The 13292-nt window shown below is 40.3% G+C and carries 9 protein-coding genes; 3 read left to right on the forward strand and 6 right to left on the reverse strand.

Annotated elements, in window-relative coordinates; translation table 11 throughout:
- Nucleotides 1-104: 104 nt before the first annotated feature.
- The 5 genes from DBR40_RS11125 to DBR40_RS11145 form a co-directional block, all read right to left on the reverse strand.
- Nucleotides 105-3356 (reverse strand): TonB-dependent receptor, encoded by a 3252-nt coding sequence (locus DBR40_RS11125; protein WP_124559821.1) that lies wholly within the window; start codon nt 3354-3356, stop codon nt 105-107.
- Nucleotides 3357-3518: 162 nt separating this feature from the next.
- Nucleotides 3519-4547 carry a FecR family protein gene (locus tag DBR40_RS11130; protein ID WP_124559822.1) on the reverse strand — a complete coding sequence of 343 codons (1029 nt, stop codon included), beginning with the start codon at nt 4545-4547 and terminating at the stop codon, nt 3519-3521.
- Nucleotides 4548-4814: 267 nt separating this feature from the next.
- Nucleotides 4815-5405, reverse strand: coding sequence for an RNA polymerase sigma-70 factor (locus DBR40_RS11135; protein WP_124559823.1), 591 nt, complete (start codon nt 5403-5405; stop codon nt 4815-4817).
- Between the two features lie 68 nt (nt 5406-5473).
- Entirely contained in the window at nt 5474-6877 is a 1404-nt protein-coding gene (locus DBR40_RS11140; protein WP_124559824.1) for a S41 family peptidase, read from the reverse strand.
- A gap of 825 nt (nt 6878-7702) precedes the next feature.
- Entirely contained in the window at nt 7703-8098 is a 396-nt protein-coding gene (locus DBR40_RS11145) for a hypothetical protein (RefSeq protein WP_124559825.1), read from the reverse strand.
- Between the two features lie 471 nt (nt 8099-8569).
- Between DBR40_RS11145 and DBR40_RS11150 the strand changes: the two genes are divergently transcribed.
- Nucleotides 8570-9874 (forward strand): carboxypeptidase-like regulatory domain-containing protein, encoded by a 1305-nt coding sequence (locus DBR40_RS11150; protein ID WP_124559826.1) that lies wholly within the window; start codon nt 8570-8572, stop codon nt 9872-9874.
- A gap of 89 nt (nt 9875-9963) precedes the next feature.
- Here the strand turns inward: DBR40_RS11150 and DBR40_RS11155 are convergent, their stop codons facing one another.
- On the reverse strand, nt 9964-10434 hold the full coding sequence (locus DBR40_RS11155) for a hypothetical protein (RefSeq protein ID WP_124559827.1): 471 nt from the start codon (nt 10432-10434) through the stop codon (nt 9964-9966).
- Between the two features lie 172 nt (nt 10435-10606).
- Here DBR40_RS11155 and DBR40_RS11160 point away from each other — a divergent pair, with 172 nt between their 5' ends.
- Nucleotides 10607-12619, forward strand: a complete 2013-nt coding sequence (locus tag DBR40_RS11160) for a sensor histidine kinase (protein WP_158674028.1) — start codon at nt 10607-10609, stop codon at nt 12617-12619.
- The gene (locus DBR40_RS11165) at nt 12612-13253 is read left to right on the forward strand and encodes a response regulator (protein WP_124559829.1); all 642 of its coding nucleotides are present in this window, start codon (nt 12612-12614) and stop codon (nt 13251-13253) included. The genes DBR40_RS11160 and DBR40_RS11165 overlap by 8 nt, the downstream gene beginning before the upstream one ends.
- Nucleotides 13254-13292: the final 39 nt, after the last annotated feature.

The raw sequence follows: 13292 nt of genomic DNA on the forward strand, positions 1-13292 counted from the left end.
GGTTCTGATACAACCTTTCGTTTTTTTATGGCTAGACAGGAAACGATATTCCTCCTTTCTTGCTAAATGGTGTAACGATACTTATCATTTTTTATGATGTTGCTTTAAAAATTATATGTAATAGAAGAGCTATAAGTACGACCGAATTTTTGTCTGAGTCTGAGTTGATCACCTTCGTCGTATTTGTCGCTAAAACCTGGTTTCAAGCGTAAACCTGTATCACTTAAATCGGCCACATTACGATCCGGATTCACTTCGTAGCTTGCCGTGTTTACATAAAATGTTGATGCTTTGTTTAGCAGATTTCCTACATTTACCTTGACCTCAAATTTTTTCTTTAGAAATTTATAACTAAGTTGTAAATCGATCTGTGCACGTGGTTGTTCATATTCTATCTGATTAAAAAGCGAACTCACGATATAGGTTTTGTAACCGGATTTATTATACACAATGTTGAACCCGAAATCTTCTCCTGTGTACTGCAAGCCAAGGTTGATCAAATAGGGCGACTGGCCGTACATGGGTCTTTTTTGTTTTATTGGGGCTAAAATATCAGGAAGTTTCGGATCCGGGTTACGAAGATTGTATGTGCCCACTACGCTCGATTTTTGCAAGGTAAGGTTACCATATACCGTAATGTTTTTTAACAGTTGGTTTTCAGCTACAAAAGCGAGACTTTTTCTTAATTCGAATTCTACGCCGTATACGCTGGCTTCATCGGCATTTTTGATGTAGTAATTGATATTGCCGTTAACCAGTATAAAAGTAAGTTCGGTTGGTTTATCGAAACGTTTGTAGTATGCACCTGCCGAAATGATCTCGCCCAGGCCTGGGAACCATTCTGCTTTAATATCATAATTGTTGATACGGGTACTACTTAAACCCTGGTTACCAAACAAGGCACCAAGATTAGGGTCGAATCTAAAAAACTGACTATTATCCATTAGTTCGGGGCGGATAACGGTACTTGAGGCAGCAGCCCTTAGATTAATGTCTTCTGTGGGACTGTAAGTTAGGTTAGCAGATGGTAACCATTGCCAGGTTTTTTCAATCGGAAGCTTAAATTCACTTTTACCATTGATATTGATATCATTGCGTATTTCGGTATATTTATAATACTCTGTTCTGAGGCCCCAAACCAAACGGATTTTTTCGGTAAAGCGATTGTCGAACAGGATATAGGCTGCATGGGTATTGCTGGTTCCTTCATAACCATTGAGGTAATAAGCGTTGATGGCGTAATTGTACCCGTTTATGCCAAAGTTTGCAGGATTAGCCATTTCGCTTATCGGGATATACCTTAAGCTATCGGCCAATGCCGGGCTGTTTACCAGGGCGGCAATCTGCCAATCGAACTTACCTTTTTTGTTAACGCCAAAATAGCCGGTTTTTACTGTATTCCTTATACCTGCAACAGTAAATGGTGCACTGGCATCTACACTCCAGGAGTAATGGTGTTCGCTGTTGCTGTAAAAATGACGCGAAGTGGGTAGGATATTGCCTTGAATTAAGGGAGAAGTATAGTAAAAATACAGATATTCATTACCTATTTTATGTGGTGTGCTGGTGGCAATACCGATATCTTTTTCTTTCCTGTCTATAGTGGTGCGGGCTGCGTTCCACTCTAGCTTTATTTTGTTTAACTGGTGTTGCCCGCTTAATTTATTTTGTAGAAGACCTGTAAAGGTAGGATCGTCTACTTCCTGTATACGGTTTGGTGGCATGCCTGCTGTGATGTCTGAAGTGCCATTTGCATCATCATATCCAGTTATTCTTACCAACTCGTTGTTATACAGGTGTGTAAAGGTGTTGCGTAAGCTAAAGCGGTTTTGCCCCAATTGTAAGCCAATGTTAAATAAGGCACCAATTGTAGTGTTAAAACTATATTTACTGCCATAATTGTTGTAGTCGTAGTACCAATCACTCCTGCGTACATTATCAAACTGATTAATATTCTGGGTATTTCTATAGGTTAACGAGCCGGTAAAACCAAGTCTGTTTTTCCTGACGGTATCAAGACTAATTAAGCGACCAATGGTAAATTGGTAGTTTTGTGATGGGGCCGTTTTGTATTTATAGATGCTAAAATTGTCGTTAGTGAATTTCTTGCTCTGATCGTCGAGTTTTTTCTGGTATTCTGCAGTCGATAATCCAATATTTGGAACTGTTCCTCTATCAGTGTGTACTAAATCTTCAGGAAAGTTTCTTCTGCCGTCGTCGAAACCGAAGTAGTCATATTTACCTCGTTTATGGCTTAAAAAATCTTTTCCGGTACTCTGGTCGTTATAAGAAGTGCCAGCGGTAAAACTCATAAAATTCTCGGTAGGTATATCTTTTGTATTAATTTGCACCAAACCCCCTCCAAAACTGGTATTCATGTCTGCAGTAATTGTTTTGCTTACCACTACGTTATCAACCAGATTTGAAGGAATCAGATCGAAAGAAAAATTACGTGTTTGTGCTTCTGTACTGGGTAGCAATACCCCATCAAGCTGTGCGGCGTTATAGCGCTCGCCAATTCCCCTAACAATGACAAATTTATTGTCGACCGTACTAACCCCGCTAATTCGTTTTAAACTTTCGCCAATGTTTTTATCAGGCGTTCGGGCAATCTGCTCGGCGCTGATCCCGTTGCTAATCTCTGATGCATTTTTTTGCCGGGCCAGCAAACCTTCAACTGAAGCTTTTTTGTAGCTGGCGGTTACAATCACATCCTGCAAGCCTTTGGCATCGGGTTTCAGGGCAATGTTTAGCGGTGTACTTTTATCAGCTTTTACTTCTACCTCGCTAACGCGCTGTGTAGCATAAGAAATGTAACTGATTTCGACCGTATACTTTCCTGGTTCGGTAATCAGGGTAAAGCTGCCATCGCTGGCGGTTTGTGTAGCTTTTCCTGTTTCGATAATTTTAATCGATGCACCTGGCAGTGTTTCGCCTTTTTCATCAAAAACTTTTCCCGATATCCTTCCGGGTTTTACCGGATCGGCCATTTTATAAAGCAAAATGGTGTTGGCATCGGCAAATTTGAAAGTTACCCGGGTACCCGCAAGTATTTTTTTCAATACTTCATTTACCTGCATGTTTTTTACCTCGAGGTTAATCTTTTCCTTTTCGGTAAAAATCGATCGGTTGTAATTGATAGAACAGCCTGCTTTTTTTTCTAATAGGGCCAGTGCTGCAGGAATATTCAGGTTACTAATGCTCAGGTTTAAACCTGGTTTGGCAGGTGTTTGTATTGAACCATAGGTTGTTCCTTGTTTAAACAGCAACAGGCACATTAACAGGGTAGTGGCTGCAAATCTGCAATCAAAATTGAGAATATATTCTTTTATGTAGGCATAAAACCCTAATTTCATGGGTTCAAGAGATTTTTTAATGTTCACGTGTTAAAAACTTTTGTTTTAAGGGCCGGACTGTTAGCGCAGTCTGGCTCTTGTTCATGTTTAGCAGTAATTGTTTTTCATAGGTATTTCTGGTAGTGTTGCGCTTCTTATTGCGCTATAATTGTAGCTAACCTATCATTGGCAGCCCTCCCCCCATACGGTAATTGTTTTGTTATTGGTGTTTATTTTATAGTGTAAATGTTTGCCGCTCATGATGCTGATCTGCTGCATAATGTCGTTAATGCTTTTGTTCGAAAAAGTAGCGTTAAAAGTGCAAAAAGCCAGTTTGGAGTCTTTTAAGTCGAAGTGTACATTGTAATATCTTTCTAAACTTTTAAGCATTGTGGCCAGTGTTACATTTTTGTAGGCAAATGTGTTTTTAATCCATGCATTTACCGTTTCAACTGGTGCTGTACTAATGGTATGGTGCTGCTCTTTCAGGTTATAACTGATTATCATGCCAGGGGTAAGACGCGAGAGTTCTTTTAATTTCCCCTGGTTTAGCGCCGAAACCTTAACTTTTCCGGTACGCACCGCTACGCTAAACGTACCATCTTTAGGGTAGGCATAAATGTTAAACGATGTGCCGAGCACCTGGGTTTGCATTTGCCCGCTATGTACAATAAAGGGGCTGGTGGTATCGCGCTTTACTTCAAAAAATGCTTCTCCTTCCAGTTTGATATTGCGCAACGTACCTTTTACAAAGTGTGCAGGCCAGGTAAGCTTACTGCCTGCACCCAGGTAAACAACGGAACTATCAGGAAGAACAAGTTTTACTTTTTCACCTTTTTGTGTGGTTTTACTTAATAAGGCGATGGTTTGGGCGGCCGGGCTTTGCAGTTGTTTGTATCTGTACCAACCAAAGGCTGCCGATACGATAATCAGGATGGCAGCGGCATATTTTAAGCCCGGGTATAATTTTCGGGTTTTGGCAACTGGTTTTTCTATTTTATTCCAGATTTGACTTAGTCCGTGTGTGGCTTCTGGCGAATAATCTGTGCTGCTTTTTTGCTGGTTCCATGCTGTTTCCATTTGGGCATGAAATTCACTGTCCTGGTTTGCCGGATCGGCCAGATAGCGCATAAGGATGTCTTCCTGCTGCTGATCGGTTTTTCCTTCGAGGTAGCGTTTAAATAAAAGCTTTATGTTGTCGTTCTGTTCCACTTTTTATGCTGTATACTAAATGCCCAATGTGCTGAGCTATAGTATATATGTTTGAGCGGAGTGATACGGCTATAGGGGGAGAAGATTTTTTTTTATTTTTTTCGAAAGAGGACTTAAATAATAACCAATATGCAATAAACAATTATCAAACGGGCCTTCGACTATGTTCAGGGTGACAATCGTGTTTAAGTTGTGTGTAATGAGTTTGGACCGGGTTAAACTATGGGTTAGCCTAATGAACCAATGGCAAATGAACTAATGAACCAATTAACAAAACACAATCAGCGCAAGTAATAATATCGTTTCGGGAGAATAGGTTTTAAAATACCTGCGCATAATGCCCAGCGATTTTTTGAGGTGGTTGCTAACGGTATTTTTAGAGATACCCATTAATTGCGAAATTTCTTCGTGTGTATGGTGGTCGTTCCGGCTCAGGAGGTAGATTTTTTTTACCTGAGGTGAAAGGTGCTCTATGGCTTCTTGTGCAATACGCTTCGATTCTTTAACATCGAGCTGTTCTTCTATGGCATTAAACGATTGTTCTTGTTTGATGCTTTCGTTCTGGTAACTTTTTTCGCGCGCCTTTTTCCGCAATGCACCCAGGAAATTATTTTTGATCAGGGTAAATAAAAAGGCTTCAAAATTTCTTTCGGCATCTATTTTATCTCTGTTCTCCCATAGCCTCACAAAAGTATCCTGTGTTAGTTCTTCAGCTTCTTCGCGGTTACGGGTAAAATGATAGGCATAACCATGTATTTTTTGACGGTATTGGTGATATATTTCGTTAAAGGCAGCCGAATCTCCGGTCCTTACTGCATTTAGAAGCTTTTTTTTCTTAAAATCATCTAACTTTTCCATGAGTAGCGGTTATAAAGGGCAATTTAGGCCTCGTGTTTGAAGTTAATGTTAAGTGAATAACACCTTTCTTATCGAAGCTGACGGTGGGTGATTACCATACTATTGTGGGCAGCATTTGCCCTCGAATCCATTAGTACCACACCTGCCTCAAAGCTCTTGTTTAAGCTAATTTTGGGCGAAACTACAGCGGTTAGGCTTTTACCGGTGGCACGCGCAACGGCAGCCTTAACCATCGGGTCGGCTGTATCTCCAAAGGGAAGGAGCGGCAGCACAGCGAGTTCGTTAATGCTTATATCAGGATTGATGCCAGCGCTATAGCCACCATTACCACTGGCATTAAAGAGTTTGTAAACAATGGGGTGCATTTCCCAGTTAACCTGTTTAGGTGTGCGGGAATCGAAAATTTTAAACGAGGCTTCATCTTTTCCCCTTGTTTTTTCGCCGATTTGTAGCACCTGTATAAAAGGCTTCAGGTTGTTAATCATCACCTCTGACGCTGAAGCGGTAGCAGCAGTGGTAAGGATATAAACCCTGCTTAGCCCCAGGTTGTATTGCAAAAGGGTATTAAAGTTTGCGGTGCGGTCGAAAGTGGCGGCACTGCCAATCGATTCGGTTTTTGTGCCCCCATTTTTATTGCCTTTGTAAATGATAAAAGGCTTGTCGAAGGAAACATTTTGTGCAATCATAGCACATATGGCAGCTGCTTCGGCAACCTGTCCGCCGGAGTTGTAGCGCAGGTCTAAAATAAGATCGGATACTCCCTGACTCTTGAAATTGCTGAACACAGTACTGAGCGAACTGGCCAAACCTGGCGTGAAATCGATAAAATACAGGTAACCAATTTTTTTTCCATCGCTTTCTATTACTTTACTTATTTCGCGTTGATCGAGTATTATACCTTTGGCCAGTTCCAGTGAGCGGGTATCTGCCCAGTTACCATTGCTTTGTTCGGCAAGCGTAAGTGTAAAGCGGTCGTTGCTTAAAATTTCCTGCTGCAAAGCCTGGGCATTAGCTGCCGTTATGGTTTTTGCATTGATTTTACTGATATAATCGCCACGTTTTAAACCGGCCCGTGAAGCGGGTGAATCTTTTAGTACTACTTTAATTAAGCCAACAACTTTATCACTGTTCTGGTCACTGATGATGGTGTAGTCGAAACCAAAATTCCTGTTGCTTGCAGGCGCTGTTGCGGCATCATTGGGTAAGGTAATGTAAGAGAAACGATCGGCAGCATTGCGCACTGAACTGAAAAAATTAAGCGGCGATTGATCTATTGATGGATTGCCTGGTAATTGATCATTCCAATAGTAATACCTTTTCAGGCTATCGAGTATCCAGGTGTTGATATTTTCGTTACTGCCTGCCGGGTAATCGGCTTTTGAGCTGCCTTTTTTGCACGATAACAATAAACTGCTGCATAACAGTATGAAAAATAGCTTTTTAATGCAGGAAGCGTAGAGAGACTGAGCCATTGTTTTTCCAGATTGATATGCAAACTTAAAGCTACTAGTGTTAACAGGGGATTAAGTTTTGGAAAGCTTAATGACTAAAATTAAAAGATGATCGAAATTGAGTTAGTGCTGGTGAATAATAATCAGTAACGGTAGCTATTTGATGCGTAACGGAAGCATTTTGATTGATAACGGAGTTAGATTGAATGATAACGGAAGCAATTTGATCGGCAACGGAGCTGAATTGGACAATAACGGAGGGAATTTGATTGGTAACGGAAGTATATTGTAGGGTAACGGGAGTAATATGATTAGCCGCAGTAATTGGTTTGTTTTACAACTTTAGGTAAGTAAGCATTGGTTAGGCAGGGCAAATACCGGTAAAGATTGCGCTAAGGGCACGGCGCGGAACACGAGGCTGATTAGGTGGTGTAAGGATTGATCGGTATAAAAAAAACAGCTGCTTGTTTTGGCTTACGGCAGCTGTTAGTAATTTAGGGAAAATGGGATGATTTTTTTCATGATTTTAATCCATATTGGTTCTGATTGGGATTTTATTAATCGCTTTATATTGCGGGTGCGTTGTACCCAAAAGCGATTTTACATAGTTTTTAACCCCTGCTGCCAGACGGCTATTGCTTATGGCAGTATTGGCTTCTATTACCAGATGGTTTTTGGTTAAGATATCGGTGTAGGAGGCTTGTAATTGTTCTGTCTTTAATTCATCTTCATTGGGCTTGTAATCTGGTATAACGGCAAGCTGCTTAATTACTTTATCGAAATTACTAAGCTGACTGTCGTAACCGAGCTGGGCACTTGAAACAGTAACAGGCGTTTTTTCGTCGGCTACCTTTTTTCTTCATCGGTGGCAGGCTTTTCGGTCTCTACAACAGTTTTTGGTTTGCTTAGTTTTACACCTTGCACTTTTCGGTTTAAACTACTCAGGTTTTCAATTTGCTGTGGCATAATATTAATGGCTTTGGCTGCGCTTAATAACCTGGTGTTCAGTTTTTTTAAAGGCTCAAAAGCTGCACTGCGGGCATGAATGGCATTTTTTTGCTGGGCCATTTGTTCGTGCAGATTGCTTAATGCCAATCGCGCAAGGTTTAACTTGTCGGTTAGGTTGGCCAGCTGTATGGCCTCGCGCGAGGGGTTGTAACTGGCGCCCAAGGCCTGAACGCGCGAAATGATGTTTTCGAAGTTTGCAACATTTTTGGCAAACCCACTGTCTGGTGTTTTCATTTTTTTAAATTTTTAAAAGATTTATAATTGGTTAATTAATGCTGTAACGCAAAGATTTTATACTTATTACTATTAACTTAGTTGTTTAAGTGAATTTATTTTTTTGCAACGTTTATTCGCATGGGGAGTGAACTTGAGTTTCTATGCAGGGAAAGTATGGTAGGCTAACAGATACAATAAAAATGGCTATTAGGAAGCTGTTCAAAAAAGAATAAAAAATTCACTGGTCTATGAGGTGGGTGGGGACACCCACCTCTAGCGAAGAGAAAAAAATGTCTAATTAGAAGCTGTTTAAAAAAGAATGAAAAACTCATAGGTCTGTCAGGTGGATAGGGACAACCAGCGAGTGCTTTGGGCGGTGTCTCCACCGCCCGTTTGATATTTCGCAGAAATTTAAACAGTTTCTTATTATTTAGCATAAAAATGTTATTGTTGTAGTAAATTAAATTATGCTCATTTAAACTAGCTCTCATGACCAAATTTTTAAAAGGCAGCGGCCTCAATGCTGCATTGGCGAAAATCATCAGAGATTCGGCAATCATGTATAAAACGCTTCTTAAACAAACGATCTTATTTTTATGCTTTACCTGTATAGCAGGGGGAGCCTATGCCCAGAGTATTGTACAGGGCTGGGTTTTAGATGCAGCAACTAAACAGCCTATATCTCACGCCAGCGTGTACTTTGGCAACACCCAGATTGGTACTGCTACCAATGATAAGGGGCAATTTGAAATACAAGCTAAAAGGCTCTATAACGAGTTGGTAATTTCGGCGGTAGGTTACGAAAGTACAATGGTTAACACTTCGGTTAATCATACCAACTATACAATTTATTTAAAAGCGAAAACCAGTACTTTAATGGATGTTACGGTACGGGCGGGTAAAAAAGACTGGAAGAAATGGGGAACCTTGTTTTCGCGTATTTTACTGGGAAAATATTCGCATAATTTTAACGCTTGTAAAATATTAAATCCACAGGATATTAAATTCTATTACAACGAAGAGGAACATTACCTGGAAGCAAGCTCGGATAAGCCAATTTTGATAGAAAATAAGGCGCTTGGTTATACCTTACATTTGGATATGAATGAGTTTAAGTACGACTTTCTTAATGATGCGCTTAGTTACAGTGTTGGTACTTATTACGAAAACTTAAACACCGGTTTTAATAAATACAAACCGATAATTATAAAAATGGCATATTTAGGCTCGAAGATGCATTTCTACAGGAGCTTATATTCGCAGACGTTAAATGAGGAAAATTTTGAAGTTTACCGTTATACTTCGATTAAGAATACAGTGAAAGAAAATGTTTTTATAAGGGTACAGCGGTATAAGGCTGATGAAATAGCAAAAGGTGTAAAAGAGGAGGATATAAAGTTATCGGATAATCGGGATACAGCTGAATATTATAGAAAAGTACTGTTGCAAAATGATGTTTTAAAATGGGATACTACCAAAGTAGATTACAAGCAGTACTTGTCTTTTGATAGCGTAAAAAACAAAATGATCTTTAAGTTAAGCGATACACTGATGGTTGTGTATAAGCGCGATTATGATCAGATTGCCAACCTTACCAGGTCACATGTGGCTAATGGGCATGGTCATGGTCACTCGGTTGCATTCTTAAAAACATTGATCTGTTTAAACAGTAAAGAAGATATTATTATAGATTCAGCAGGCTATGGCATTCCGAATATATTGCAGGCAAGTGGCGATATGGGGAACAGGCGGCTTGCGGAGCAATTGCCATTCGATTTTGTTTACAGCCCCTAAAAGTTTGGATTTTGAATGACAAAGCAGCTTAATGGGACATAAAAAAACCGGTCCATTTTGATGAACCGGTTTTATGAAAGCGCTAAATATTAAAGCTGGTAAGACTTGGTATATATAGGACTTCTATCTTTTACAATCCTTTCTGTACCCTGGTCTATCACTTTGCCATCTACTTCAATTTTATAATCAACAGTAAAAGGTGTGGCACCAAATTCGAAACCGCCAAACTGAACGCTGCCTGCAAAAAAGTTGCTTGCCGATTCCAGTACAATGGTTTTTCCGCCATTAAAATCGTCAGTACCTACTGTAATTACGGTACCTTTTTTGGTTACACCATTTACCAGCCAATCAATTGATGAAGCATCGGTACGGCCACCTGCAACGTCTACATCAAAATAATCGCCTTCGGCCTTTTTAAAATCGCCGGATAGGGTAATGGTGATTTTTGCTTTTTTCCCGCCATTCGCAGCCGGATCGTCGCTTTTCTTTTTACACGAAAACAGCAAGGTTACGGCAATCATGGCCAAAGCAAACTGTGTTATTTTTCTCTGAATTTTCATGGTTTTTGTTTTTAATTGTTAATCAAATGGTAGTGTTCACACTTATCGATACAAAGTAAGAGAATAGCTAAAGACGCATCAATCGGTATAAAACAGTATTTTTTTCTACTGGTATTCCTGTATTTTTTAACGAAATTTTAGTTTGCGGTTTAAAGGCCGCACTTTTATGCGTATGAGAAAAATAAGCTGGCTGATCGTGTTTCTGCTTTCCAGCCTCCATCTATCTGCTCAATTATCGGCACAGGATAAAAAATACCTGGATAGTTTGAACCAGCTGGCTGTTAAAACCAAATCGGATAGTGTGCGGGCCGAACTTTATTTTACGCTTTCTGATTACTGGGTAGATCGCGATTCGGTTAAAACGATCGGCTATTTAAATAAAGGGATTAAATATGGACAGCCTTATGCTTACCTGAGGGGGCGCTATTACTACTTGCTGGCCGATTATTATGCTGCAAAGGATCCTGCAAAAAGCGAAGTCAACTATTTAAAAGCCGAAAAGGAACTGGCAGGTTTCACTACCAAACGTGCTTACAAACAACGCGCCATGCTTTGGCATAATTATGCCTTGTTGCACCAGCACGAGGATGATTTGAAAGCAACACTCGAAATATTAATTAAACGGGTGCTGCCCCTGGCTCAAAAGGGAGGCGACGAAGTGATGTTGGGTACGGAATACATTTCTATTTCGACCATTTTTATGAATCTGGAGCAATACGATAAGGCGGTAATATATGCGGAAAACGGAATTAAGTACTTTCAGCATACGCCACCTGGGCAGTTTTATCTATTGGTAAATGCTTACCTCACCACTGCCGAAAGTTATTACCATCTTGATAATATCAGGCAAACCAAAAAATACCTCGATCTGGCCAAAGGTGTGCTCACTAAATCAGAAAAAGTGGTTTCGCATTCGAATATGGAAATATTCTGGCTCAAATATTACGAGGTTTTGGGCTGGCATTTAATCGAAGTTAAACAATATGATGCTGCGCTGGAAAGTATTGCAAAAGGAACTGAACTGGCTAAAAAAACAGAAAATAATTATTCGTTGCAGGCATTGGCCTTTAATCGTTACGATATTTTATTTGCCCGGCATAAATATGCGGAGGCTGAGCGCTTGTTACTGCATTTAGCCAGCCAAAAGGAAATCCATGCACTGGCCGATAACCGCCTGAAAACTGCCAATAAGCTGGCCGATTTTTATCAGGCAACAGGTAATATGAAGGAGGCTTACCACTGGCTTAAAAAAAGTAATGCACTAAGCGACAGTATTAATGAAGGTAAACTTAAAACGGATATCAATACTCTCGAAATAAAATACCATGCAGCCGAGAACGAGAAAAAAATAGCCGGTTTAAATGCCGAAAAGAAACAGAACCTGTTAACGTTAAAAAATCAGCGCTTAACCAACTGGTTGCTTATGGCAGCCATCATATTGCTGCTGGTACTGGCCGGATTTATTTTCTTTTACTACCGGAGCTATAAAAAACTGGCTATACAGCGTGAAATAAACCTGCGGCAACAGGCTACTGAGCAGGCGCAAAAACAAGAGATAGAAGTAACCCGGGCGATGCTCGATGCTGAAGAGAATGAACGAAACCGGGTGGCAAGAGACCTGCACGATGGCTTAGGCGGAATGCTGGCCGGAGTAAAAATTAATTTATTAAGCTGGGCAAAGTATAATAAAAATATGGAAACACAGGATTTTGAACTACAACGTATTATTGGTCAGTTAGATGGATCGGTTAATGAGCTAAGGAATATTGCCCGTAACATGATGCCGCAAACCTTGTTAAATTATGGTTTGGAAGCGGCTTTGAAAGAGCTTTGCGAGGGTGTTATAGACCGCAAGCTGGAGGTCGATTTTCAGCCGATTAATATCGGTAAGGATATTGGCCTATCGCAACAGATTAGTATTTACCGGATTGTACAGGAAATACTGACCAATATTTTGAAACATGCTGGTGCTACCGAAATTTTATTGCAATGCAGCGAAAACCAACATCGTTTTTACATCACCGTTGAAGATAATGGCAAAGGTTTTGATGTGGAAAGGAGTAATCTCAAAAATGGCCTCGGATTGGCCAATATCAGAAAGCGGGTAGAGTATTTTAATGGCCGCCTGGATATTGCATCGACCATTAACGAGGGCACTACCATTAATATAGAGCTTGATGTTTGATACCGCAAAAAAAACCAAAATTATTATCATTGATGACCACCCTTTAGTTTCGGCCGGATTGGAAAGCCTGTTGGCAAGGGAAGAAGATTTTGAAGTAATCGGCACCTTTGCTTTGGGCCTTGCGGGATTGGCTTTTTTAACTCAAAATGAAGCCGATATTGCTATTCTGGATATTTCGCTGCCAGATGTGAATGGGGTAGACCTGTGTTTAAAAATAAAGTCGCTTTTGCCACAATGTGATGTGCTGGCCCTGAGCAACCATGCCGAAAGAACGCTAATGATGCAGATGTTGCAGCATGGAGCTTCGGGCTACCTGCTTAAAAATGCACCGATTGATGAGATTATTAATGGTATAAAAGATTGTTTAAAAGGCGAAATGGCTTTTAGCAAAGAAGTAAAAGCCATTATGCTTAAGCCATCTGTAAACGAACTGGGGGCAAGGCCAAAAATCACAAAACGCGAAAAACAGGTTTTAAAACTAATTGAGGAAGGTAAAACCACGGTTGCCATGGCCGATCTGCTTTTTGTTAGCCCCTTAACCATCGAAACCCACCGCAGAAACCTGATGCAGAAATTCGGCGTAAAAAACGCACTCGAGCTGATTAAGATCTCGCGCGAGCAATTGTTGCTTTAACTTGTTGGTTCATTGGTCAATTGTTCATTGCTTACTAAT

This window comes from Pedobacter sp. KBW01 (genome assembly GCF_003852395.1).
Classification (GTDB): Bacteria; Bacteroidota; Bacteroidia; order Sphingobacteriales; family Sphingobacteriaceae; genus Pedobacter.

Excerpts from the sequence above, each read along its gene's own strand:
- DBR40_RS11125 (WP_124559821.1), bottom strand. The coding sequence starts at position 3,356 with ATGAAATTAGGGTTTTATGCCTACATAAAAGAATATATTCTCAATTTT.
- DBR40_RS11135 (WP_124559823.1), bottom strand. The coding sequence starts at position 5,405 with ATGGAAAAGTTAGATGATTTTAAGAAAAAAAAGCTTCTAAATGCAGTA.
- DBR40_RS11140 (WP_124559824.1), bottom strand. The coding sequence starts at position 6,877 with ATGGCTCAGTCTCTCTACGCTTCCTGCATTAAAAAGCTATTTTTCATA.
- DBR40_RS11145 (WP_124559825.1), bottom strand. The coding sequence starts at position 8,098 with ATGAAAACACCAGACAGTGGGTTTGCCAAAAATGTTGCAAACTTCGAA.
- DBR40_RS11150 (WP_124559826.1), top strand. The coding sequence starts at position 8,570 with ATGACCAAATTTTTAAAAGGCAGCGGCCTCAATGCTGCATTGGCGAAA.
- DBR40_RS11155 (WP_124559827.1), bottom strand. The coding sequence starts at position 10,434 with ATGAAAATTCAGAGAAAAATAACACAGTTTGCTTTGGCCATGATTGCC.
- DBR40_RS11160 (WP_158674028.1), top strand. The coding sequence starts at position 10,607 with ATGAGAAAAATAAGCTGGCTGATCGTGTTTCTGCTTTCCAGCCTCCAT.
- DBR40_RS11165 (WP_124559829.1), top strand. The coding sequence starts at position 12,612 with ATGTTTGATACCGCAAAAAAAACCAAAATTATTATCATTGATGACCAC.